Origin of the sequence: Bifidobacterium sp. UBA4282, assembly GCF_002394995.1 — a bacterium.
Lineage (GTDB): Bacteria > Actinomycetota > Actinomycetes > Actinomycetales > Bifidobacteriaceae > Bifidobacterium > Bifidobacterium pullorum_B.
Genome location: NZ_DGVO01000036.1, coordinates 1 through 22921 on the forward strand (window position 1 = coordinate 1; position 22921 = coordinate 22921).

Here is a 22921-nt window from a genome sequence, read left to right on the forward strand (position 1 = left end):
TGTGCATCACCATCATCGGCATCCCGCTGGGACTGCAATGCTTCAAGATGGCCACGCTGACGCTGACGCCGTTCGGCAAGACCGTAGACTACGGTGGCGGCATCGGTTCGACGCTTGTCAATATCGTGTGGGTGATCCTGGTCGGCTGGTGGATGGCGCTGGGCTATGTGGCGGCGGGTCTGGTGAACTGCATCACCATCATCGGCATCCCGTTCGGCCTGCAGTCGTTCAAGATGGCTAAGCTGGCCCTGTGGCCGTTCGGTGCGGAGATCCGCAGTCTGTAATCCATACGCCATGGCGCGGGCCGTGCTCGGGTAAACTGGTATACATGAGCAAGACACTACGTAGCATCGGTGCCGCGTTGTGCCTGACCGCCGCCTTATCCGCTGCACTGGGCGGCTGCGCCGGCCGCGACGACGCCACCGACGAGATCCTGCAACGTCTCGATACCATGCAACGTGAGATCGAGGACCTCCGGGCCGGTTCCACCGGCTCGTCCGCCAACGACGGGACCACGTCGTCCGACTCCGGAACGGCCACGGATGGCGGTTCCTCCGCTTCGGCCCCGGCTGCGCCGACCGATCAGGCCGGGTTCGACGCGGCGATCGCCGACCTGGAGTCCCGTGCGGCCGACGCGGTGGCCACGGCCGATGCCGTGGCCGTGCCCTCCGCCCCCGCCGACCGTCCGCAGGCGTACTTCGACGCCACGCGACCGTTGGAGGCGTTGGACGATGAGATCGACCGACTGGACGACCAAGTCGAGGACGCGCACCGGGCCAAGACCATCGACCGCAACACCATGTGGTCGTTGGAGGACCGGCTGGACGCCGTCGACGATCAGATCGACCAGGCCAAGGATTCGCTCGAACGCCGCATGGGCATCGACGACTGATCCGGCATCGCCGCAGCCGGCATGACGCGCTCATCCCGGCTCTTGGATGCGGCCCGGTGAACCGTCCGATACGGTTCACCGGGCCGCATCGTGCCGGGAGGCATCGCGCACGGTCAGCGGTCCCATTCCGGCTTCCACGAGTAGTGCATGTCATAGGCGCTGGCCCAGAACATGTACTCGTTCTCCACACCGGTGACGAAGATGTCCACCAGCTCCTGCTTGCGCTCCTCCGGCAGGTCGGCGGCGAGCCGCTCGATGTGGTCGATCAGCCACACCGAGCCCTGCCAGAACTCGTCGGTCTTGTACATGTCGACCCAGCTCTTGTACGGGTTGGCATCCAGGGTGTCGGCGAACTCGCGGGCCAGACGCTGCCCGTAATCGGCATACACCCAGGCGCACGGCAGCACGGCCACGAGGATGTCGATCAGCGGCTTGGAATACGCGATGGTGAGGATGTTCGACGTGTAGGCGCGGGCGAACGCCGACTGCCGCACGTTGAGCATCTCCTCCTCGGTGACGCCATAGCCGGCCATGTAGGCGCGGTGCACGCTGCTTTCCACGGCGAAGATGTTCTGCTGGACCTGCGCCATGAACGCCATGATCTCCGGGTCGTCGGTTTTGGTGGCCGCCAGCGCGTGCACCTTGGCGTATTCGGTCAGGTAGCGGTAGTCCTGCAACAGGTAGAAGGCGAATCGTTCGCGCGCCAGCGTGCCGGCGCCGAGTTCGCGGATGAACGGCTGCCGGTAGCCCTGCTCCCAGACCAGGTCGGCGGCCTCGCGCATCCGCTGCGCGAACGGCGGCACATGCTCCGGGGTCATGGTGGCGATGTCGAATGATGATACGGCGGTGTCGGTCATATGATGCCTCCCTACGATGGTGTTAACCAACAGGTTCCAAGGGTCAGGTCCGAAGCCTTTCTCAACCCAAACGGGTTCCCCTGCATACCATCAGTATTATGGCATGCCACTAGGTACAACCGGCGGCCGTCGTATGTCCGAGTCGTTCGAAGCCATCCAAGACCATTCCCCAAACCATGAATCCGCCGCCGCGATTCTCCGCACCTTCGCGTACCGTAGATGGTCGGTTCACCGACGTGCAGTCGCATCAGGCAGAGGATGAAAGCGAGTCTTACATGGCATTGACGAAGAAGCAGCTCAAGCAGCTCAAGGCGCTGGCCCACCATCTCAATCCGATCATCCAGGTCGGCAAGAACGATCTGTCCGATGCGGCCGTCAAGCAAGCCGACGAGACGATCGAGAAGCGCGAGCTCATCAAGTGCGATGTGCTGGACGGCTCCGGTCTGACTGCCAAGGAGGCCGGCGAGGAGCTGGCCGAGCGTCTGGGTGCCGAGCTTGTGCAGGTGATCGGCAACCGGTTCGTGCTGTACCGCGCCTCGCACCGCGACGATATCGAGAAGATCAAGCTCGTCCGCGGTTGAACCGCCCGTATATGATTCCGGCTGGCGGCGACGCCACCCGTACAATGCGGATGGGCCGAACCGCCGCAAACGCCGTACGTTACGGATACGGCGTTCATACCCTAAGCTGCGCCAGCTCCTTGCGGATGGCCAGCATCTTGCCGTAGGCCGCGTTGCGCTGTTCCGTGGTTTTGGCCCTGCCGTGCGCCGCTTCGGCCTTGGCATACTCGGCCGCCAGGAAAACCGCCCGTTCACGCGCCGCAATGCGCTTGTCGATGTCGGAGCCGTCCACGTCGTCGGCGATGACCTGCGCACACAACGAATCCCACAACTCCTCCATCGTGGCGCCGTGCACCGTCAGATGCGCGTCCGTCGCCGGCCTCCATACTCCGGCATGAACCTTGGTGATCGGCGTATGCCCGGGCTTGACCGGCACATTCCGGCGGACGGCGAACGCGCACTGCTCCACGTCGGATTCGACGGTCTGCCCGCTGGCGGGATCGGTCAGGGGGCCGCCGTCGCGCACGCAGACGAACACGATGCCGCCGGGCCTCTGTGCGGCGATGTGGTCGATCACCTCGACCGGCACCGCTCCCCCGCCCGGCACATGCAGCCCCAACACCAGAATCTCCGGGAACCGTCTGCTCTCGGTCAGCCCCGTGTTCGAGGACCGCAGAATCGCCAGCATCGCGATCGATTCAAGGTCGGTGGTGAACCGCTGCCTGAGTTTGGCCGACACCGGCCCACGGCCGATGAACATCTGTTTGGGCAGCGCGCCCTTGGCGTCCGGGACGGTCGCCTTCAGCGGCAATCCCAGTCCCGGCGCGTTCAGTGATCCACAGGATGCGGCACCCGCCATCGACTTACCTCCTTGTTTGCGGTAGCGTTACCGCACATCGTAGCGCAGCCTCGACGTCCGGGCCCGACATGTCCCAAATCCGCGCCGAGGATACGCCCACGGGAAAAGTCCCGTGTCCTTGGAGGCCGCCCCGCCCGTTTCCCGACTATGCTGGATGCATAATCCTCCGCAGCACAACCGATACCAGGCAAGGAGCGTGGCATGGGCGTTCAGCGCACGCCGAAGGGGTTCGCCGTCGTCGACTTCGAAACCACCGGCATCAATCCGATGGGCGGCGACCGCGCCATCGAGGTCGGCATCGTGCATGTGGCGCCGGACGGCACGCTGGAGGACGAGGCGGAGACGCTGATCCGCGTGCAGCGCGATCTGGGTGCGCAGAACCTGCACCACATCCACGCGGCCGATCTGATGGATGCGCCTGATTTTGCGGGCATCGCCGCGGAACTGCGAGATTGGCTCGACGGTTACGCGTTCGTGGCGCACAACGCGGTGTTCGATTCCCGATTCCTCAACGCCGAATACAACCGGATCGGCTACACCACGCCAGTGGACCGGACGACGTCGATCTGCACGCTGCGGCTGAGCAACCGGTTTCTGGGACTGCGCAGCCTGGACGACTGCTGCCGTGAACTCGGCATCCGCAACACCGACGCCCACAGCGCCCTCGGCGACGCGCATGCGACCGCGCTGCTGCTCAGCGGGTTCCTGCACGGCATTCCCGATTGGGAGGGATGGAGGCCGGCGTTGCGGCTGGCCGCCGAACTGGAATGGCCGCGTATCGAGGAGCGGCCGCATCCGTGGGTGCCGCGCCAGAGCCATGCCGCGCACCGACCGGTCTCACCGTTCCTGAACCGTTTGCAGTCGGGCAACCCCGGTGCGGCGCGGTATCGGCACCATGATGCGGCGATGCTGGACGCCGCAGCCGACTATGTGGCGCTGCTCGACAAATGCCTGATCGACGCGCGGCTGAGCGAGCATGAGAAGAACGCGTTGGTGGACACGGCACGCGAGTTGGGACTGACACGCGAGCAATGCCTGCGCATCCATGAACAGTATTTCGCCGACGCGGCCGACGAAGCGTGGATCGACGGGCGTCTGACCGATGACGAGGAGCGTGAGCTGCGGCAGGTGGGCGCGCTGCTGTCGATCGAGCCGGACATGATCGACCGTGCGATAGCCGTTCCACCGTTCTCCGACGCCGCCACCGGGCGACACGCGCGCCGGCACTCCCCTGCTGCGCCGCATCATGACGCCGACGATGTTTCTTCCGTTCAACCGGATTCCGGTGCATCCCCGGACTCCGGCACATCCGCGGATGCACCCGATCAATCCCGCATCCCCAACAAGCATCGCAAGGATCGCAAGGATCGGAACAGCACACATCACGGCCGCCACCGTTCATCGGCGGACGCCTTCAGCGGCGACGCGCAGCACGACGTCGTCTTGGGCAGGCCCGTGGTCCGCTCCACGACGCCGGCGCCGATGTCCGGCCGCGGACATGGCGGCAACGGAGGCGTCCGGTTCCGGCTGCATCGCGGCGACCGTGTGGTGTTGACCGGGGCCATGGAACGCTCCCGCGACGAGTGGATCTACACGCTGGAGGGTCTGGGACTGGTGGTGTGGCCGACCGTGACGATGCAGGTGAGTCTCGTCATCGCGGCGGATGTCGATTCCGAATCGACGAAGGCGCGCAAGGCCCGCGAATACGGCATCCCGATCGTCGATGAGGCGTGGCTCGACCGAGCCATCCGCAACGGTCTGATCGAGGAGTAGCCGAAAACGCCGCACGCTTCCCGACCACAACCCATGGCCGTATGTCGAACCGGCCCACCATCGAAGGACTGGCATGACCACACGTAACACCCCAACCTCCCCGCACCCCACGTCCCGGCGCGGCGGCCTGCGCGCATTGCTCGGAGAGATGTCCGCCGAAATCCGCGCGCACCGCAGCACGGCGCTGGTCTACGTCACGCTGCGCGTGCTGGTCATCATCACGATGGTGCTGCAGTTCATCAACGGCAACTACGAGAACGTGTTCCTATGCCTGCTGACCTTGGTGATGTTCCTGGTTCCGGCGTTCGTGCAGGTCACGTTCAAGGTGGAGTTGCCGTCCACGCTGGAGATCATCGTGCTGCTGTTCATCTTCAGCGCGGAGATCCTGGGGGAGATCAGCTCGTTCTATGTGCTGTTCCCGTTCTGGGACACCACGTTGCACACGCTGAACGGGTTCCTGGCCGCGGCGATCGGCTTCTCCCTGGTGGATCTGCTCAACCGCAGCGACCGGGTGAAGTTCGACCTGTCACCATTGTTCCTGTCGATCACCGCGTTCTGTTTCTCGATGACGATCGGCGTGCTCTGGGAGTTCTTCGAATTCGCGATGGATCAGTTCTTCGCGCTGGACATGCAGAAGGACACGATCGTGTATGCGATCCATTCGGTAACGCTCGACCCGACGAATACGAACACCACGGTCACGATCGACGGCATCACCGATACGATGGTCAACGGCGTCGACCTGGGTGTCGGAGGATACCTCGACATCGGTCTGATCGACACGATGGAGGACCTGATCGTCAACTTCATCGGCGCCACGGTGTTCTCGGTCATCGGGTTCTTCTACGTGCGTTCGCGCGGAAAGAACACGGTGCTCGGCCGGTTCATCCCCAGGCGCCGGCACGGACGCACCATCGAGGACTGGAACAATCCTCCGGTCGAGCTGGATGGTTCGGATCAACCAGTCGAACCTTCCACGGAGCCGGACATACAATCCATCGATGCGGTACGGAAGGGCTGAACAAGCGTTTTGTCGATGTCGTACCGCATAGCCGTGGTACCGAAGTCGGCTGTAACCGTCAAAAGAGTTCCGTACCACACCATTGGTGTTTCCGACATACGCTCATACGATGACGGCGAGACGGGATTCGGCGTCGGGGTGGACGCGGGTGACGCTGATGCGCTCGTGGATCTGATCCTTGAGCTGACCGACGTGGGAGATGATGCCGACATCGCGGGTTTTGGCGATATCGCGCAGGATCCCCATGACGTCGTCCAGATAGTCGTCCGACAGGGTGCCGAAACCCTCGTCGATGAACAGGGTTTCCATGGACAGTCCGCCGTTCTCCGCCTGGATGATGTCGGCGAGCGCCAATGCCAGGGCGAGCGAGACGAAGAAGGTCTCGCCTCCGGACAGACTGCTGGGCGGGCGCAACTGTTCATTGCGACGGTCGAAGATGTCGATGGGCAGACCGGTTTTGGTGCCGCCGCGACCTTCATGATCCCCCAGCCGCAGCTCGTAGACACCGCCCTGGATGTCCTTGAGGATCTCATTGGCGCGCATGAGTACATCGCGGAATCGTTCGGTGACCGCGTAGGTGATCAGCGTCAGGCGGCGGTCCGCCGGTGAATCGCCACCGCCGTTGGCCAGTTGCGCCATGCGGTACAGAGGATCGTAGGTATCCAGCTCCCGCTGCCAGTCCCGTGCGGCAGCGTTGAGTTCCTCAGCGCAGCGTAGACGCTCCTGTTCCCAATCCGCTGCCGCGCTCCGCCGACTCACCATGGCATCACGCTCGGATTGTGCGTGGGTATAAGCGGCTTTCAGCATCGCTACATCAATGGATTCAATGGCTGAGCCCCATGCCGTGGGTTCAAGGTCATCGGCATAGGCAACCGGTTGCTCGCCGCTGGTATCGGGAGCCCCGGCATCCGGGATCGCAGCATCCGGAACCCCGGCATCCGGAACCGTTGCGGGGACGACGAACTGCGGTTGTTCTCCTCCAGATGCGGATTCCGCTAGACCGCCGCTTGTTTCGGGCGTAAAGCCCTTGCATGTCTGGACATACGCCATGATCGATTGCGCCAAGGTGCGTCGGGCGTCCTGCAATCTGGTCTGATTAGCGGTAATCCGCCGCTCATATTCATCGATACGCTGTTGTTTATGTGTGATGGCCGCAGTGTCCAACGCACTGCTTTTCGCATCTTCGATATCGTTGAAACCTTGCTGCTGGAGCAAGGTGGCCACTTCGCCGCTCAATGATGCAATCTGCGCGTTAAGCGTTGCGGATTGGGCTTGCAGCTGGGTTTGCTGCTTGGCAAGCTTCTGACGCTCCTTGATGCGCAGATTCAAACGTTCCGCTTCCTCGGCTTGTTTCTCCGATTCTTCAAGCTGGCGCCGCGCTTCCCGACGTTCCGCCGCCACGGATTCCTCAGTATGGCCAGCAGCCTCGGATTGCGCGGATTCCATCGTCTGTTTGGCTGCCTGATAGGCGCTTTCAAGTTTGGCAAGTTGCGTTTTAGCTTCCTGCAAGACATCCTGCGCCTTGCGTATCTCGTCACGCTGCCGCTTTACTTCACTCAGTTGTTCGGCGACCTGTTCCAGTTTGGTCAGCTCGGCATCAGCCTGTTCAATGGCCTGCTGAGCTTTCTCGACGCCGTTCCCCTCGGCGGCTTCGCGCTCGGCTTCCAGCTTGGTCTTGGTCCGACCAAGTTCAGATTGTGCCCGATGCAGCTTCTCCGCACATTGCTTGGCATGGCGCTCCAAGGCATGTACTTTCTGCTCGGTGACCGCATCATCGGGAGCTTGATAGGGACTGGGGTGCGTGGTGCTGCCGCATACCGGGCACGGCTGCCCTTCTTTCAGCATGCCGGCGTATTTCGCCGCATCCAACATGGTGAATTCCTGCCGCGCCTGTTCGACTGCCTGTTCCGCTTGGGTACAGACGATGTCCAATTCATCGACTTGAGCGTTCTGTTCAGCGACACGCTGCTCGAGTTCTATTACTTTCCGGGCATGAGTGAGCCGTTGCACTGCCTGTTTACGCTGCTCCTGAAGCAACGGTTCCTGAGCAAGCTGTTCGGTATACGCGGCGATACGTTCAGCGACCGTTGCCTCGTCCGGCAGTTCCTTCATGGCTTCCTGCGCAGGGGCAAGCACGTCATCCCGTTGTCCGAAGTACCGGGAACGCGCTTCTTCCATGCGCTTGGCGGATTGGGCGACTTTGTCCAGCGAAGCCTGATGCGTTGCAACGACCGCAAGTCTCTCTCGGGCTGCGTCCTTACCTCCGGCCGCAGCCAACGCACGCTTATGCCGTTCTTCCAACACCTCGGCTGTGGGATACTCGTGGAGCCGTTCCAGTACATCATCCAGATTGTCGACAGTGTCCTTCAACTCGCAACGGCGCTTCTCGAGATCCTGTTGCTTGGCCAGCACTGGCTCCGCCTTGCGAGCCGATTCGATTTGGTTCCGTTCCGTTGCGATTTGCTCACCTTGACGTTCCAAATCGACATGTTGCTGCACCAGCGTACGTTCTTCCTGTGCCTGTTGCACCAGATCAGCACTCTGCCGATATTGATCCTCCGTATGGCGCAACTTGATTTCCAGCTTGGCTGTCTGCGATGCAAGGTCATCCTGCAATCGAGCCGACTGCATGGCGGTCTGGGTCATGGTCTGGTTCAGTCGTTCAACAATCTCTTCAACGCCGTACCTCGGGTATGCGATGTTGCCGGATTCGTCCAGACCCCAAAAGCTCGAATCCATACCTGTCGTTCCACCGGCATCTCCTTGTTGATCCGATGCCTCCGCTACCGCGTCCGCGCTATCGCCGAATTCGCGGATACCTTGCAGAATACGACCGGCGTTACGCTGTGCCAGACGAGCAGTTTCGGATAGCGTTCGTTGGGCATCCTCCATAGCATGTCGCTGTTGATCCGCCGCGGTTTTCAGCGTCTCCTGGATGCGTTCGTATTCCTGGGCGGAGAACAGTTCCTTGACCAGTCTGGTACGGTCCTCGGGTTTCATACGCAGGAATTCGGAGAATTGCCCCTGCGCCAGCATGATGGTTTTCGAAAATTGATCACGATTCAGCCCGATCAGCTGATTGATCTCCGCAGCCACATCGTTGGATTTGATCGCCAGTGACGTGGCGTGGCCTTCCCCCTCCGCGAATGCAAAGTATCGTGTGGCGCCGCCATCGGGTTCCGGCGTTGCCGTCAACGGTCGCAAGTCGTCTTCGATCTTCCAGAGTTTGGCCGTGGCACGGTGCGTGCTCGTTTTACCGCTCTTGGTCGCATACTGGTATTCAGGTTCTCGTCTGATGCGATAGAACACGCCGTTGAGTTCAACGATCAGATCCACCACGGTAACTTCCCTGCTCTCGCCGAGGAATCTGGAACGCATCCGCGTCTTATCGGCGTTCAACACCGAAGGCGACCCATAGAGCGCGAAGGTGATGCCATCAAGGATGGTGGTTTTGCCGGCGCCGGTCTCCCCCTCGATCAGGAACATGTGCGAACGGGACAAGGCCGCGAAATCAATGGAGAATTCATCCTTGTACGGGCCGACGCCTTTCAGCTTCATACCGATCAGTCGCATCGCTCACTCCTTTCCCGCCACGTCGTCATCGAACAACGCCAGATCACCCGTTGTATTGCGATCCACCTCACCACGATCACAACCATCATCGCTGTCTGCGCCATACTGTTGTGCAGCTCCGGTATGTTCCGCGCGTTCGGCTCGAACCTGTTCCACGACCTGACGCAATATTGCAGTCTCCCGTTCGTCGGGCGTACGGCCGATGGTGTATTCCACGAAACCGTTGAGTACATCCATTTCGTCCCGTACGGCAGTGAGATCGGCCATGGCGCGTTCCGTGTTCCGCACCCGCGTGCAGACAGCGCGTTTCTCCAGTGCGAACGGATATTTGCCGTCAATGCGTTCATAGAGATGCTGCGGGTATTCGTCATACTGCACCGTGACGGACACCCAATCCTTCTGATGCAGGTCGGCCTGTGAAAGCACCTCGTCGAGCGTGCCGGCGATTGAGACCATGGCCGGTTGCTCCGATTGCACGGCCCTGGTCTCAATCGTCGGCGTTCCCTGCCCGGCTTCATGCTTGCCTTCCTCTCCCCCAAAATCCACTATGGTCACTTGCTTGCCGTTACCGACCTGTGGCGACCGAGGCGCTTCCGAAAACGAATAGGACAGCAACGAGCCGCTGTACCGTGCCTGCGGCGTCCGGCCAAAATGGAACACATTCATGTGCTTGCCATCCGGTTGGGGAATGGTCACATTCTGCGGCCGGTGCAGATGCCCCAAAGCCAGATAATCGAAACCGCAACCGGTGAATACTCCGGCCGGCACACTGTCCACTCCGCCAACCGTGATAACGCGTTCCGAATCGGATGGCGTAGCTCCCGAAACGAACGCATGCGCCATCAGTATGGCATGCAGATCAGGATACCGGGTTCTGCGCTCGGCAAGGTCGCGGGTGATCAGCGTCATGGCGGCGGTCATCACGCCTTCATGTGAACGCGGCACCACCACAGCACCATCCCGCCACAGCAATCCCGGCAATCCCTCAGGACACGCATCGGAATCATCATCACATCCATCGGCCTTCCCCGCCCCAAACTCAGCACTCACCATCCCCGCCAATATCGGACGCGACGCATCCGGATCAAGATACGGTACCGTGTACACCGCCAACGCATCACCATCACGTTCCACCATCACCGGCGCCGCGATGTCTTCCAGCCGACAGCGCATATGCACGTTCGGCACCATCGCCCCTGCGCCGAATCCCAATCGGTCGGCGGAATCGTGATTGCCCGGCGTCATGATCACCTCAAGCGGATGCCCATTCACCTTGAGTCCCGCCAATCGTTCGAACACCGGTGCGAACAGCTGCACTGATGAAGCAGACGGACGCGGCAGATCGTAGATGTCACCGGACACGCAGAGCACATCCACCCGTTCACGCTCGATCAGCCCGATGAGCCAATCCAATGCACGGGCCTGATACTCGCCCAGGTCCAGGCCTTTGAACCGCCGCCCGATGTGCCAGTCCGATGTGTGGAGCACTCGCATGGCAACCTTCCTTTCCGTCGCTGCCCCCATTCTTCCACGCCCTTTCAGGGACGGTAGATATCTACCGTTTACTACAATGGGCCGTGTCGGATATGGCCGCATCATGAGCAAAGGAGCGTGGACCATGGCCTTGGAAATCGTGCGCGGCGACATCACCACCATGGCGGTGGACGTCATCGTGAACGCGGCGAATCCACAACTGCAGATGGGAGGCGGCGTATGCGGTGCCATCTTCCGCGCCGCCGGAGCCCGTCGCTTGCAGGAGGCCTGCGATCGGCTCGCGCCCATCGCCACCGGCGAAGCCGTCATCACCGACGGGTTCGGCCTGCCCGCGCGCCACATCATCCACACGCCCGGCCCCGTGTGGCGCGGCGGCACACGCGGCGAGGAAGGCAAGCTGCGCGCCTGCTATCGCAACAGCCTGACATTGGCCGCCGAACACGGCTGCGACAGCATCGCCTTCCCGTTGATCTCCGGCGGCATCTACGGATATCCCGTCGAGGACGCAATCCGCATCGCCATCGAGGAGATGCGCACGTTCCTTATGGACCCCGAGCACGCCGATATGACCGTCATCCTGGCGTTGTTCGACGAGGCCACCTATCGCATCGCCCAGCGGTGCCAATAAGGCCATAGCCCCAAAGGAGTCACGCTATGCCGCGAGTATTGACCATCGCACTGCTGCAGATCAACCCGACCGGCACGCTGGACGGCAACCTAGCCAAAGGCATCCGGGCCTGCCGACATGCCGCGGAACTCGGCGCGGACATCGCACTGTTCCCGGAGATGTGGAGCAACGGGTACGCATTGCACGACCGGCCCGTCGAGGACTGGACGGCCGAGGCGGTTGACGTGGACGGCGACTTCGTCAGCGCGTTCGGCGAGCTGGCCCGCGAGCTGAACATGGCGATCGGCGTGACGCTTCTGGAACGGCACGAGGGCGGCCCGCGCAACACCTTGGTGCTCTTCGACCGGTTCGGCGAGCGCCAGCTCGTTTACGCCAAGGTGCACACCTGCGACTTCGACGCGGAGCGCCACCTGACGCCGGGGCATGAATTCCCGGTATGCGTGCTCGACACCGCCGTCGGCCCCGTGCGCGTCGGCGCGATGATCCGTTTCGACCGCGAGTTCCCGGAAAGCGCCCGAATCCTCATGCTCAACGGCGCGGAACTCATTCTGGTACCGAACGCCTGCCCGATGGAGATCAACCGACTTGCGCAGTTGCGTGCGCGCGCCTACGAGAACATGACCGCGATCGCGACCTGCAACTATCCGGATTCCGTGCCGGGATGCAATGGCATCTCCACCGTGTTCGACGGCGTGGCCTATCTGCCCGACGGCCCCGGCGAGGACGGGTCCCGGGATATGTGCCTGCTGCAGGCAGACGGCACCGAAGGCGTGTTCGTCGCCAAGCTCGATCTGGATCAGCTGCGGAAATACCGGGAATACGAGGTGCAGGGCAACGCCTATCGGCATCCGGAACTCTATGGGATGCTATGCAGCGGGGCGGTCGACCCGCCGTTCGTCAGGCCGGACCGACGTGTCGTCCCCATGCCGGAACGCGGTTAGGAGACTAGCAGGCGCATCACCTGTTCGGCGGTTCGCTCAAGATTCCGCGAGGCGCCGGCAAGCGCCTCCTGCAGGGACACGGCTCCAGGTTGGATGCCGAATATGGCAGCGAACCCCAAAGCGTTCAGTTGTTCGGCGTCCTCCCCGATGCTGCCGGCGAGTGCGATGACGTGGCATGCCGGAGCCACTTCATGCACCGCTCGTGCCACCCCCATCGGCGTCTTGCCGTATTGAGTCTGCCCGTCGACGCACCCTTCGCCGGTGAAGCAGTAGTCGGCACCGACCGATCGCTCCTTAAGGCCGACGGTTTCGATGACAAGGTCGATGCCGGAACGCATGGTGGCGTCCGTGAACGCGAGGAACCCGGTGCCGAGTCCGCCTGCCGCGCCTGCTCCGGGGATTGCGTCCACGCTGCGACCGGTATCGCGACGGATGACCTCCGCATAGTGGCCCAAGGCCCGGTCGAGTTGTTCGATCATGGCGGGCGTCGCGCCTTTCTGCGGCCCGAAGACCGCCGTTGCGCCGTCGGGGCCGGTCAGAGGGTTGGTGACGTCGCTGGCCAATACGATCGGCGCGCGCGTGACGCGCGGGTCGAGACCGGTGCAGTCGATGCGGGCGAGGTCGGCGAGCGCCGCTCCCCCGCCCGGCAGGTTACGACCATCGGCGTCGAATAATCGGACGCCGAGAGCCTGGGCCATGCCGGCGCCGCCATCATTGGTGGCGCTGCCGCCGAGTCCGACGATGATGCGTTCCGCGCCGCGGCCGAGCGCGTCGAGGATCAGTTCGCCGACGCCGCGCGTGGTGGCGTGCAACGGGTCGGGCGTGGTGCCGACGAGATGCAGCCCCGCGGCTTCGGCCATCTCGATGACGGCCGTCGTGCCATCGCCGAGGATGCCATATGTGGCGGCGACCGGTTCGCCCAATGGCCCGGTGACACGGACCGAGATCAGGCGACCGCCGGTGGCGTCGACCAAGGCGCGGACCGTGCCTTCGCCGCCGTCCGCCATGGGGATGGAGATGATGTCGGCGTCGGGAGTCACGCGCCGCACGCCACGTTCGATGGCGTCCGCAGCCTGCCGCGCGGTCAGACTGCCCTTGAACGAGTCAGGCGCGATGACGATCTTCATGGATTCCATGCTCCCCCTGCGGTGCGACAGCTGCGGCATTGCGGTTTGACGGTTTCGGGAATGAAGGCAGTTATCCGCTGATACCATCGAAGAGCACGAATCGGACCATGGATGGGAGTTGATGATGATCGTTCGCACCGCGCTGGTGGATGAACTGCCGCAGATCGAGGCGATGTACGCCGCTATCGTGGATGCGATGCAAGACACGCCGTTGGATGTGTGGTGGCAGATGGGCTCGCACCCCTCGCACGAGATGCTGATGGACGCCGCATCCGATGGAAACCTGCTGGTGGCGGTTGACGAAGAAAGCGACAAACACAACGTGGCTGACGTTGGAGACGGTGCCACGGAAACAGCCAATCCAGTGCTGGGCGCCTGCATTCTCAACGGAGTTCAAGGCGTGGATTACGAAATCATCGATTGGGATGTGCAGTGCGATGATGCGGAGGTCAACGTGCTGCATCTGCTGGGGGTTTCACCCGCTGCGCGCGGCCGCGGCGTGGGACGTGCAATCATCGACAAGGCCGCCGCGATGGCGATGGAACGCGGTATGAAGTCACTGAGGCTCGACACATTCGATAACAATGCGCCGGCCATCGCGCTGTACCGTTCCTGCGGATTCACCGACCATGGCGTGTATGAGATCCACGTGGGTCGCGGGCTGATTCATGCCTCGCATCTGATGGAGATGGATCTGCGATAGATTCACACACGTTGTGCAGCATTCCGCGCGATATAGCATGCCAGTACCATTGCTTAGACCAAGGATGCGCATCCGAATTGTGCGCCAATTTCGACATAGCAGTTATGCTATATTCGATACATGGCGATGATTGACGATTTGAAGCAGGAGCGCATTCGCCGCGGATTGAGTCAGGCGGCGGTCGCGCATGCGATGGGCACCACGCAATCGGCCGTGTCACGCGCAGAACATGGCGGAAACCCAACACAAGATTTCCTACAGCGGTATCAAGAAGCTCTGGATACCTATCCCAGTTCCAGCACGCTGGACATCGAGACCATCCGGCTACTGGTCAAAGCCATTGCCCGGCGCAATGGCATCACCGAACTGTATGCATACGGATCGGTTGTACAAGGCCGTTCCCGCCCAGATTCCGACATCGACCTGCTGTATCGCAGGAGCGCCGGCACTGAATACGGCCTATTCGAAACCGCGCACCTTAAGGACGAACTGGAATCGGCACTTGGCAGGACCGTGTCGCTGCTCTCCTTCGACGCACTGGAACACAAGGCCGCTCACAGCCGAGCCAGCAAGCGATTCCTGGAACACATCCGCCCCGATCTGGTGCGTGTAGCATGAACGCCCAACCCCACACCGATCAACGATTCCGTGACGAAACCACGTTGCTGCGCCTGGTGGAGCATCTCAGCTTTGCAGTTCAGGATGCGGCTGAGGCATCATCCGCAGCCGATCTGGAAGCCAATAGGCCACTGCTGAATTCGGTGGCCATGGAGCTTATCCAAGCCCAAGAGGCAGCAAATCGACTCTCCGATGCGTTCATCTCTGAAATACCCAACCTGCCTTGGCCTCAACTGCGCGGATTACGCAACATCATCGTCCATGAATATGACGCCATCGACGCCGACGAGCTCTATCGCACCGTCACCGTCGATGTCCCACATCTCATCGAATTGCTGCAACCGATTGTTAACGCTATCGAATAATCCACGAGTCTCTACGCCACTACTCGCCTCTAAGGCTGAGCGCAAACGGTAAGGAACATCCGCAGATGGAAAAACAGCAATCCGCGCACAGTTCAGCCAGCCACACTATTAAACAGTCATCTTCTACCCACGGCGCAAGGAGCATGCTTCCAATCAAACGCCTTATTTTCATTCCTTCATTCTTTCAAGTAAATCCTTCGATTCCTCGGTCAACGACCCATCTTCGGCAAGCATCGGGGTGTCCACCACAGTCTTGATGGAAATCGCAGTGGACACGACCGTACCGATGACGCCTTTGCTTTCGTCCGAATACACGGAATAGTCCTCGCCTTCGGTCGCGATGATGTCCTCCATCCGGCGGATCAGCGGCAGGAAATATGCATCGAGCCTGGTAAGCAAAGCATATAGCATATACGTACGTCGGCGAATGGCGATACATTGTTCGGCACCGGCCTCCATCTCCTCGCAATATTGGTCGGTCTGTGCGGCATATGCTTTGGCGTTCTCCAGATTCTTACCCGCTTTGGCTCCTACGATCATGCCCATGACAAGCAGCGCAGGCCCCGTCACCAACCCACCGAGTACCGCCATGCCGCCCGCGATTCCCATGCCGCCGGCGGCAAGCGATCCACCTCCGAAGAACGCCAGAGTGGCGTTCGAGGCGGCGACGCCGCTGAGAGTGCTGATGGCCGTGCCTGTTGATGCGGTCGCGAGCGTGGAAGCGGCGCTATATGCGCCGAATGCGGTCAATGCACCGCCCGCGACGCCGGTCACGCCTCCCTGCAACATCGATGAAGCGAATCCGTTCATCTTCTTCAATTCGTCGAAATCAGCCTGTTCCGCATGAAACCGCTTGGCCTCGAACAAACCTTCGGTCTCGGAGAATTCGACGTTCTTCAATCGCGTGAACGCACCGAGAAAACGGCCGATATTCCCTTCAAGGATGACGAGTTTTTCTCTACCGAGCTCCTCCATGGCATTGTTGCATTGTTTACGAAGCTCCTCCAGTCTTGACGCCGCCAGTTCGGAACGAGTTTTTGAATCGTCGTTGAGCTTTTTCGCCTTGCCATGGTCGCTCACCCCCTTAACGAACATCCCCGTGCCCGACATGGCGGATACGACTGCGGCTCCGATGAACAGCGGTACGAACACTGGCATGATAGTTTCCTCTCCCCTGACGGTTCTTTTTGTATGCTGTACGTTCTCTCCGAGACCTGTGCGTCACTTCTTGCCGAATAACCCGCCGAAGACGTTCTTGGCGGCGCCCAGCGCGTTCTTGGCCTGTTTCTGTACCTCATCGCCAATGGGATTAAGCGCTCCCTCGATGGCATGGCCCGCCGAATTCAGAGCGGAACCGGCCTGTTCAAGCACCGGCTTCGCCGCGCTGCCCGCGGCATCCGCAACGTTCGCGGCCTGTTCCTGAACCCAATTGGCCGCGGGCGCGATTCCCTCCTCGATCTTTTCCTTCGCATGGTCGATAATATCCTTCTCCGGCATTTTAGCCTTGCCCGGCTTCGGTGCCAGTTCGTCACCGATAAGCTGTTCAGCCGCGCGTTGGATCGCCGCACACCGCTTATTCATTTCGTCGATGATGGGCTTGATCTCCGCATATGTGCCGTTGGAGGATTCCAAGTATCTTTTCTCATTAAGCACCGCGGAAGCGCTACGCATCAACTGTTCCATCTCTTGGAATACGTCCCTGTCGACCCCGCAATGCCGGGCGACGTGACGAATCATCTTCAACTCGTCTTCCGAAGCGCCGCCGTCCGCAAACGAGATGGAAAGCATATTCCACACCAGCAGTCGAGAACTCACCGCATCCTGAGCGTCCGTATCAACGGCGTGCAACGCATCGTCGACCGCTTCCACGAGCATTTCGAATCGATCCGTGGACAACGACGCCTGATTGACCGTGTTCCGGCACCCGTCCACCAGTTCTTCCCGGTAATTCCCGAACATCTGAGGATCGATGTCATTACCGATCGCGTCGAACATGTCGCGTTCCTCGTCGGTGACATGCTCGTCGACGGCAATCAGATAGTAATACGATGACAGCGCGTCTTTCGTCGAAACAAACATCGTCGCTCTCCTCCTATAGTTTCAGGCTCTCATCGGATGCCATCAGATCATTGAATTCGCTCATACTGCGGAATTGCGGTTTGCGTCCCAACACTTCGCAGATCTCGGCATTGCCTGCGATATAGCCGTCAGGATCCTGATTGATAATCGCTTGGTCCATCGCCGCGAATCCGGCTTCGAATGATGTATAGCAGCGCTCGAAATACTGCTTGGCGAGCGTGTCCATTTCCACGCGATACCGACGAATTGCCTCAATCGCTTCCGCGCATTCCTTTTCCATGCGGATGCGATCCTCACGGGCGAGCTCATATTCCTCAAGCGCCATGGACAATTCTCGATACACGGCGAGAGCGGCCGAATATCCCACCGTGCTGCCGGCGACGGAAAGCGCCATCGTCGCCATCGTCCCCATACCCGCACCGGAGGCGGCCGCCGCTGCCGCTGCGGCACCCATCAGGCTGCCAATCTGACCGACGCCTTTCTCCCCCAGTTCCTCCACGCACTGGGCCGGCGTGATCTTACCTTGGCATAGACGCACAACGCTTTTCCCTACTTCGACACCCGCCGAAGCCATGCCGGAGACGACGTTGGTTTGAGAGACATACCGCACATACTCACTCGCCGAATTCTGCATGGCACCTTTGACCGCGGAACCGGCAAACGCCGTCACATATCCCATCGCAGCAGCGATGCCGACTGTTTTCCCGACTTTGCCTGCCGCTTCCTGCAAGTCCTCTTCGCCCTTAACATAAGCGACGAATTCTCGCACCAGGGACATGGCACCAGTCACAGCGGCCACGTTCAATGCCTGCTGGACGCCGGCCTTGTGAGCGACACCGATCACATCCTTGACAGTGGCCCACTTGGGATGCTGGACGGCCTCCATAGCCTCACGGCGGGTCAGACCGCTTTTGCGAAGCTTGCTTTTGATGGTCCGCAGCTTGTCGATTTTGCCCTGAATCTCGGCCTTCTTATTCGGCGAGGCATTCTCCAACAGATCGTTCAGTTCATCCAACCGTTGATCGATAAGACCTGGAGTGCCGTTACCCCCTATGAGTGCAGCGTAATCGTCATCGGCGATGTCTACAACAACGTCTCCTTCAAAATAACGCTGATACTCTTCGCTTTGCAATTTTCGTAGCAAATCCTTGTGAGATGAACCCACGAATTTCATCTGCTCGGCACCACCAGAAACCGTCTCGCCTTTGGCATCAACCTTGTTGATATCCACAAGCCGATCATTGGCCACGCCCGTTCGATCATCTTCGCGTATGTATCGTTCGTTGTCCCCATTGATAATAGCGCCGGCGTTTCGCCGTGCCACAGATTTGATTTCGGCCGCAAAGCCGGCTTGCTGTTTAAGCTGAATACTCCGATACCGTCCAGCGGCTTCCTTCTGCTCAACGATGGTTCTCAATGCACCGTGAGTATTCGATACCTCATGGTTCCGACCCGCGTATGCAGCATAATGTTCGCGGGCGGCACTGCCAAAAAGCCGAACAATTTTATCGGTTTCCCCGTGCAATGCAGCATTGGCCATTTCGCCATCCAAGTTCCGTTTCTTCACCGGCGATTGAGTCTCATCTTCCGACATATTCAGCCCTTCATCTGAACTTCCGTTGTGCCCTAATTCAAAGAATAGCCCATGTCTCTTTGCAAGAATGTACTCCTAGCTACGACGTCGCCATACCCGTCAAATGACGGAACAGTTCGGGGTCCAGGGGCCTGGCCAGACGCAGGTTGGCGACGGCGAGGTTCACCGTTGCGCCCCCATCTCCTTCGGTCTTCCGCGTAATGGTATGCAAGTCGTTGACTGCGGCGACGTGTCCGACGTAGTAGTACTTCGCCTCGTCGGATTCCTCCTTGCGCATCACGAACAACGGAATGAAGTGGTCCTCCTGCCAAGCTTCCGTGCCATAGCCGTATTTCACCCACTGGAACTCCGGCGAATCCTCGGTGCGGTTGTTCTTGCTAAAATACCGCATCTCCTGCAACCCGAGGAACCGGTCGTCATACTGACTGTTCGCGTATTTGACGAAGATGGGCATGGTGCCGGATGCCTTATGGCAGAAGTATCCGCCGACGTTCTGCCCGTTCATCTCGTCGGACCAGCCCAGTAGCCGCATGACATCCGCCAGCTTGTACTTCTGTTCATACAGGAATCCACGGTCGAATCCCCGACGTCCCGAACGAGCGCGTTCGAACATCTCACGGCACACCATCAGCCCGCATCGGATCGTATCGGCGAAGAAGATGCGGAATGTACGGTTGGGGCTGCGGACGTTTTCTTGGAGTTGTTTCCTATACGGCCAGCCCCTGGCTTGTTCTGTATTCTACCGGGCTTTTCCAGCCCAGCGACTGTTTGATCCTCGAATGGTTGTACCAGTGGATGCACTCGCCGGCGAGGTCGATGACCTCCTCGCACGTGCGTTCCTCCCAATGCCCGGAGATGCACGGACCCGGTCCTTCATACGGCCGAAGAACCCCTCGGCCGCGGCGTTGTCCGGGCTGCACCCCTTCGCGCCCATGGACCGGACCAGGCCGTGCCGGCCCATCCGGTCCAGCCATCCCGGCCACCGGTAATGACAACCGCGGTCGCCGTGAGACCGCGGGACGCTCGCCGGGCCGCAGCGTGGCGGCGGCCCGGACCCGGCATCGTGTCGCGCCGGTTCCGCGTTCGGCGACGTCCCGGCCGTGTGCGCCACGACCATGCCGTCGCAGCAGTCGATCATCGGCGAAAGGTACACCTTTCCGTCGCTGGCCTTGATCCCGCGTGGTGTCCGTGAGCCACTTCTCGTTGGGTCGTTCGGCGGTGAAATCCCGGTTGACGAGGTTGTCCGGCGCGGGACGCGGCCTCGCCCTCGTACGAGCTGTAGCGCCGACGTCCAGGGACACGGGCGACCAACCCGTCCTCGCGCATGATCCCGCGAATCACCTTCTCCGAGACACCCGTCCCGAGCGCGGCCTTGACCCGCCGATACCCGTACCGGCCCCTCGATTCGCGGAACACGTCCGCGACGCGGCGGCGCAGGGCCCCGTACTTATCGACCCCCGTTCTCGCGTGGTGGTAGTGGTAGCTGCTGGGCGCGATACCGCGGCAAGCATGTCAGCGACCTCAGCGAATACCTCGGCCTCAGCCGGTCGACCGGCATCGTCTTCTCCCGGTTCGACAGGCGCCGCAGGTCGGCGCCCGGGTCTTTTTCTGCGACCCCGAACCACCTCCCGCATCAACGCGTTCCCCCGGCTCCAGCTCCCGTATCCGCCGACGCAGCACATCCGGGTCATCGCCCAACGGCTCGCTATCGGTTCCGGCCTGCGGCATGGCATCCCTCCGTTCCGGTCTCCGGCGCCGCCATTCCACCGGCGCGGTACAGTCTCATCCAATGATGCACCGCACCGGCGCTGACGCCAAGCTCCGTCGCCACCTGCTTCTGCCGCATACCAGACAGGCACAATTCCACCGCGCGACACCGCGTCCCCAACGGTATGGGCGGCTTGGGAACGGCAACCGCATACCTGGGATCGTCGCGCAGCCACCGTACCCGGACACTGTCTGGTCGGATACCCCAGATGCTCCACCACCTGCTTCGTGGACATCGACGTGGAGAAATACAACTCCACCGCCCGCTCACGCTCCTCACGACCGGACACGGCAACAATCCTTCCGCTCAGTCTCCAAGAAAACGTCCGCAGCCCCTTGTGCCCGAAAAGTTGCGCAAATGTGGTTCCGCCCGTCCATGGCGCGGTGATCAGTGTTTCCATGAGCCTGTCATTGAGTCGGAACATGTCCAGGTAGCGTCGGCTTGACCATTCGTTGGCGGTGACGTACTGGACGCGCGCATATGAGCATGAGCGCGCTCCTGCCGTCCGGGAAGCTGCCGACGACCCTCTGGTGCGTTTGTGCCATACACCGTCCATGAACAGGTACGGGTACGCATGATCCGTCAGGGGCCGATACCGCCGAACACCTCGATACTGCACGAAACAGATGCCCGATATCGCCTACCGGAACAGCGAGCGCCACGGCACTCGCTAGAGCGCCGTGGCGTTTGTTTGGTTGACGTTATGGTCAATCGTTCAGATGGTCGATGGCATATTGCGCCTCTTCGGGAGTGAATTTCTCCCCGTATTCACTGATGAGCTGATCATAGATCGCCGCGGGGCTCATCGCCATCATGTCCTGATAGTCCTTTGCCTTCTGCAAGGCGTTCGCGTTCCAATCGGCCGTCATGTGGTCAATCGCCCATTGCGCGGCATCCGGGGTGAACTGTTCGCCATATTCGCTGACGAGCTGATCGTAGATGCCCTGCTTGCTCATGTGCATCATGTCGGAGTACTGGTTGGCTTTGACGAGCGCGTTCTGGTATTCGACGGGAACCGGGGTGACTCCAGTCACCTCCACGTTCACGGTCACGCCTCCGCAGTCGATGGTGAACGTGGTGGCCTGCTCGCCGACAAGCTCGCCGGGATTGGTCACCGCGCATCCTTCGATGCTGTCCGTACTGCCGTCATCATAGGCTCCTGTGACGCTGAACGAGTCGATGTCGACGCTCGTCCCAGCGTCCGTCGACCCAGTGTACGTGGCTGTGATACTCTGCAATACCGGATCTTTCTCCGGTTCCCGTTCGGGCTCTTTCTCGGGCTCCTGCTGGCCGGTGGTCGCTCCAGTCTTGCCGAAGGACGTGGTTGACGGGCCCGCATTCCGACTGCCGGCGTTCCCTTCTCCTAAAGCGCCCCCTATGGCCGCGAGGACGATCACTACGATTACCCAGAACCACCATTTTTTCCATAGTGGCTTCTTGTTCTTGGCGGTTCTGTCGCCATTCCCGGTATTGCCTTGGTCGGGTTGACCTGGAGCCGTGGGAAGGACGTTGAACGCCTGCTGGCTGCCGGGTTGCTGCTGGCCAGATTGATTCTGCTGCCAGTTGACGGACATCGGCGACATGCCGTTGCCTGACTGCTCCGGCTGCGGGAAGACTGAGGTGGGCTGCTCACCGACGCTAGGGGGCGACGGTTGTGAATACTGCGGCAGAACCGATGTCGGTTGTTCGCCATTGCCTGACTGTGGAACAGCATTGTTATGATCTGTCATGAAAACCTCTTCTCAAAACCCACGCCAACCGCGGATTCTCAATAGCAATCCTATAACAAACAACCATTCCCGCCGTTCACAGAAGAGCGGCCGGCGCGGCATTCCTTCCTTCCTAGGTCCTCTCGCACCTAACTGCCCCGGTGATCTCACCGGCCTCCGCGTTGAGCATCCCGTCCAACAGCTCTAAAACATTCTTGCAGGCCAAACGGTCAAGTTTGGTTTCGGGCATGTTCTCACCGACCCTGTGGAATCTGATTGTGCATGGTTGCGTCACCCCTCTCCGCTAGCGATTTGTGTTTGGCGGCTGGAATCCTGATAACGCCCGGTTTGTTGCGCACT

Annotated in this window: 22 protein-coding genes, 2 pseudogenes and 1 riboswitch; of the genes and pseudogenes, 10 read left to right on the top strand and 14 right to left on the bottom strand. The window is 60.8% G+C overall.

Annotation, left to right across the window (positions count from 1 at the left end; all coding sequences use genetic code 11):
- Both B4C31_RS05140 and B4C31_RS05145 read left to right on the top strand, forming a co-directional pair.
- On the top strand, window positions 1–284 hold a 284-nt coding region (locus B4C31_RS05140; RefSeq protein ID WP_291531601.1), incomplete at its 5' end, for a YccF domain-containing protein.
- A 44-nt stretch (window positions 285–328) separates the two neighbouring features.
- A complete protein-coding gene (locus B4C31_RS05145; RefSeq protein ID WP_291531602.1) occupies window positions 329–892 on the top strand; it encodes a hypothetical protein in 564 nt (187 codons plus the stop codon).
- Window positions 893–1005: 113 nt separating this feature from the next.
- On the opposite strand, the gene tenA is transcribed toward B4C31_RS05145, so the two are convergent.
- Complete coding sequence (tenA, locus tag B4C31_RS05150) at window positions 1006–1749, bottom strand: thiaminase II (protein ID WP_291531603.1); 744 nt, start codon at window positions 1747–1749, stop codon at window positions 1006–1008.
- Window positions 1740–1841, bottom strand: a riboswitch (TPP riboswitch). (Overlaps the previous gene by 10 nt.)
- Window positions 1842–2024: 183 nt before the next feature.
- Between tenA and yhbY the strand changes: the two genes are divergently transcribed.
- The gene (gene yhbY / locus B4C31_RS05155; protein ID WP_291531604.1) at window positions 2025–2330 is read left to right on the top strand and encodes a ribosome assembly RNA-binding protein YhbY; all 306 of its coding nucleotides are present in this window, start codon (window positions 2025–2027) and stop codon (window positions 2328–2330) included.
- Window positions 2331–2424: 94 nt separating this feature from the next.
- Here yhbY and B4C31_RS05160 read toward each other — a convergent pair whose 3' ends face one another.
- A complete protein-coding gene (locus B4C31_RS05160; RefSeq protein WP_033505887.1) occupies window positions 2425–3168 on the bottom strand; it encodes a DUF4391 domain-containing protein in 744 nt (247 codons plus the stop codon).
- A gap of 201 nt (window positions 3169–3369) precedes the next feature.
- Between B4C31_RS05160 and B4C31_RS05165 the strand changes: the two genes are divergently transcribed.
- Together B4C31_RS05165 and B4C31_RS05170 are read left to right on the top strand one after the other, a co-directional pair.
- Window positions 3370–4941 (top strand): exonuclease domain-containing protein, encoded by a 1572-nt coding sequence (locus tag B4C31_RS05165; RefSeq protein WP_291531605.1) that lies wholly within the window; start codon window positions 3370–3372, stop codon window positions 4939–4941.
- Between the two features lie 148 nt (window positions 4942–5089).
- The gene (locus tag B4C31_RS05170; protein WP_291531618.1) at window positions 5090–5962 is read left to right on the top strand and encodes a hypothetical protein; all 873 of its coding nucleotides are present in this window, start codon (window positions 5090–5092) and stop codon (window positions 5960–5962) included.
- A 102-nt stretch (window positions 5963–6064) separates the two neighbouring features.
- On the opposite strand, the gene B4C31_RS05175 is transcribed toward B4C31_RS05170, so the two are convergent.
- The gene (locus tag B4C31_RS05175; RefSeq protein WP_291531606.1) at window positions 6065–9535 is read right to left on the bottom strand and encodes an AAA family ATPase; all 3471 of its coding nucleotides are present in this window, start codon (window positions 9533–9535) and stop codon (window positions 6065–6067) included.
- Between the two features lie 3 nt (window positions 9536–9538).
- Complete coding sequence (locus B4C31_RS05180; protein WP_291531607.1) at window positions 9539–11029, bottom strand: exonuclease SbcCD subunit D; 1491 nt, start codon at window positions 11027–11029, stop codon at window positions 9539–9541.
- A 124-nt stretch (window positions 11030–11153) separates the two neighbouring features.
- Here B4C31_RS05180 and B4C31_RS05185 point away from each other — a divergent pair, with 124 nt between their 5' ends.
- Entirely contained in the window at window positions 11154–11657 is a 504-nt protein-coding gene (locus tag B4C31_RS05185) for a macro domain-containing protein (protein ID WP_204464671.1), read from the top strand.
- A gap of 26 nt (window positions 11658–11683) precedes the next feature.
- Window positions 11684–12598: a carbon-nitrogen hydrolase family protein gene (locus B4C31_RS05190; RefSeq protein WP_291531608.1), complete on the top strand. Its 915-nt coding sequence runs from the start codon at window positions 11684–11686 to the stop codon at window positions 12596–12598.
- On the opposite strand, the gene B4C31_RS05195 is transcribed toward B4C31_RS05190, so the two are convergent.
- Window positions 12595–13725, bottom strand: a complete 1131-nt coding sequence (locus B4C31_RS05195; RefSeq protein ID WP_291531619.1) for a glycerate kinase — start codon at window positions 13723–13725, stop codon at window positions 12595–12597. The two genes, B4C31_RS05190 and B4C31_RS05195, sit on opposite strands and share 4 nt — an antisense overlap.
- A gap of 145 nt (window positions 13726–13870) precedes the next feature.
- On the opposite strand from B4C31_RS05195, the gene B4C31_RS05200 reads away from it, so the two are divergent.
- From B4C31_RS05200 to B4C31_RS05210, 3 genes are all read left to right on the top strand, one after another.
- A complete protein-coding gene (locus B4C31_RS05200) occupies window positions 13871–14428 on the top strand; it encodes a GNAT family N-acetyltransferase (protein WP_291531609.1) in 558 nt (185 codons plus the stop codon).
- 120 nt (window positions 14429–14548) lie between these two features.
- The gene (locus B4C31_RS05205; protein WP_291531610.1) at window positions 14549–15046 is read left to right on the top strand and encodes a helix-turn-helix domain-containing protein; all 498 of its coding nucleotides are present in this window, start codon (window positions 14549–14551) and stop codon (window positions 15044–15046) included.
- Window positions 15043–15411: a DUF86 domain-containing protein gene (locus tag B4C31_RS05210; protein ID WP_291531611.1), complete on the top strand. Its 369-nt coding sequence runs from the start codon at window positions 15043–15045 to the stop codon at window positions 15409–15411. Before B4C31_RS05205 ends, B4C31_RS05210 begins: the two co-directional genes overlap by 4 nt.
- Window positions 15412–15579: 168 nt before the next feature.
- Here B4C31_RS05210 and B4C31_RS05215 read toward each other — a convergent pair whose 3' ends face one another.
- The 9 genes and pseudogenes from B4C31_RS05215 to B4C31_RS05250 all read right to left on the bottom strand — a co-directional run bounded on the left by B4C31_RS05215 (window position 15580) and on the right by B4C31_RS05250 (window position 22582).
- Window positions 15580–16569 carry a hypothetical protein gene (locus B4C31_RS05215; RefSeq protein WP_291531612.1) on the bottom strand — a complete coding sequence of 330 codons (990 nt, stop codon included), beginning with the start codon at window positions 16567–16569 and terminating at the stop codon, window positions 15580–15582.
- Between the two features lie 63 nt (window positions 16570–16632).
- Entirely contained in the window at window positions 16633–17490 is an 858-nt protein-coding gene (locus tag B4C31_RS05220; RefSeq protein ID WP_291531613.1) for a TerB family tellurite resistance protein, read from the bottom strand.
- A 13-nt stretch (window positions 17491–17503) separates the two neighbouring features.
- Entirely contained in the window at window positions 17504–19084 is a 1581-nt protein-coding gene (locus tag B4C31_RS05225) for a hypothetical protein (protein ID WP_291531614.1), read from the bottom strand.
- Between the two features lie 79 nt (window positions 19085–19163).
- Window positions 19164–19766: pseudogene (locus tag B4C31_RS05230) on the bottom strand (DUF3427 domain-containing protein); the annotation flags it as partial.
- Window positions 19767–19791: 25 nt separating this feature from the next.
- Window positions 19792–20058, bottom strand: coding sequence for an IS3 family transposase (locus B4C31_RS08800; RefSeq protein WP_349679128.1), 267 nt, complete (start codon window positions 20056–20058; stop codon window positions 19792–19794).
- A 160-nt stretch (window positions 20059–20218) separates the two neighbouring features.
- Window positions 20219–20500, bottom strand: a complete 282-nt coding sequence (locus B4C31_RS05235) for an IS3 family transposase (RefSeq protein ID WP_291531615.1) — start codon at window positions 20498–20500, stop codon at window positions 20219–20221.
- 289 nt (window positions 20501–20789) lie between these two features.
- Entirely contained in the window at window positions 20790–20930 is a 141-nt protein-coding gene (locus B4C31_RS05240; protein ID WP_291531616.1) for a hypothetical protein, read from the bottom strand.
- 316 nt (window positions 20931–21246) lie between these two features.
- Window positions 21247–21379 (bottom strand): annotated as a pseudogene (locus B4C31_RS05245) (IS256 family transposase); the annotation flags it as partial.
- Window positions 21380–21559: 180 nt separating this feature from the next.
- Complete coding sequence (locus B4C31_RS05250) at window positions 21560–22582, bottom strand: Ltp family lipoprotein (protein WP_291531617.1); 1023 nt, start codon at window positions 22580–22582, stop codon at window positions 21560–21562.
- Between the last annotated feature and the right edge of the window lie 339 nt (window positions 22583–22921).

What these genes read in the sequence shown, in the direction of transcription:
- B4C31_RS05210 (WP_291531611.1), top strand. Translation starts at nt 15,043, where the DNA reads ATGAACGCCCAACCCCACACCGATCAACGATTCCGTGACGAAACCACG.
- B4C31_RS05175 (WP_291531606.1), bottom strand. Translation starts at nt 9,535, where the DNA reads ATGCGACTGATCGGTATGAAGCTGAAAGGCGTCGGCCCGTACAAGGAT.
- B4C31_RS05170 (WP_291531618.1), top strand. Translation starts at nt 5,090, where the DNA reads ATGTCCGCCGAAATCCGCGCGCACCGCAGCACGGCGCTGGTCTACGTC.
- B4C31_RS05180 (WP_291531607.1), bottom strand. Translation starts at nt 11,029, where the DNA reads ATGCGAGTGCTCCACACATCGGACTGGCACATCGGGCGGCGGTTCAAA.
- B4C31_RS05165 (WP_291531605.1), top strand. Translation starts at nt 3,370, where the DNA reads ATGGGCGTTCAGCGCACGCCGAAGGGGTTCGCCGTCGTCGACTTCGAA.
- tenA (WP_291531603.1), bottom strand. Translation starts at nt 1,749, where the DNA reads ATGACCGACACCGCCGTATCATCATTCGACATCGCCACCATGACCCCG.
- B4C31_RS08800 (WP_349679128.1), bottom strand. Translation starts at nt 20,058, where the DNA reads ATGGCTGGACCGGATGGGCCGGCACGGCCTGGTCCGGTCCATGGGCGC.
- B4C31_RS05250 (WP_291531617.1), bottom strand. Translation starts at nt 22,582, where the DNA reads ATGACAGATCATAACAATGCTGTTCCACAGTCAGGCAATGGCGAACAA.
- B4C31_RS05215 (WP_291531612.1), bottom strand. Translation starts at nt 16,569, where the DNA reads ATGCCAGTGTTCGTACCGCTGTTCATCGGAGCCGCAGTCGTATCCGCC.
- B4C31_RS05240 (WP_291531616.1), bottom strand. Translation starts at nt 20,930, where the DNA reads ATGCGGCAGAAGCAGGTGGCGACGGAGCTTGGCGTCAGCGCCGGTGCG.
- yhbY (WP_291531604.1), top strand. Translation starts at nt 2,025, where the DNA reads ATGGCATTGACGAAGAAGCAGCTCAAGCAGCTCAAGGCGCTGGCCCAC.
- B4C31_RS05225 (WP_291531614.1), bottom strand. Translation starts at nt 19,084, where the DNA reads ATGTCGGAAGATGAGACTCAATCGCCGGTGAAGAAACGGAACTTGGAT.
- B4C31_RS05160 (WP_033505887.1), bottom strand. Translation starts at nt 3,168, where the DNA reads ATGGCGGGTGCCGCATCCTGTGGATCACTGAACGCGCCGGGACTGGGA.
- B4C31_RS05195 (WP_291531619.1), bottom strand. Translation starts at nt 13,725, where the DNA reads ATGAAGATCGTCATCGCGCCTGACTCGTTCAAGGGCAGTCTGACCGCG.
- B4C31_RS05190 (WP_291531608.1), top strand. Translation starts at nt 11,684, where the DNA reads ATGCCGCGAGTATTGACCATCGCACTGCTGCAGATCAACCCGACCGGC.
- B4C31_RS05145 (WP_291531602.1), top strand. Translation starts at nt 329, where the DNA reads ATGAGCAAGACACTACGTAGCATCGGTGCCGCGTTGTGCCTGACCGCC.
- B4C31_RS05205 (WP_291531610.1), top strand. Translation starts at nt 14,549, where the DNA reads ATGGCGATGATTGACGATTTGAAGCAGGAGCGCATTCGCCGCGGATTG.
- B4C31_RS05220 (WP_291531613.1), bottom strand. Translation starts at nt 17,490, where the DNA reads ATGTTTGTTTCGACGAAAGACGCGCTGTCATCGTATTACTATCTGATT.
- B4C31_RS05185 (WP_204464671.1), top strand. Translation starts at nt 11,154, where the DNA reads ATGGCCTTGGAAATCGTGCGCGGCGACATCACCACCATGGCGGTGGAC.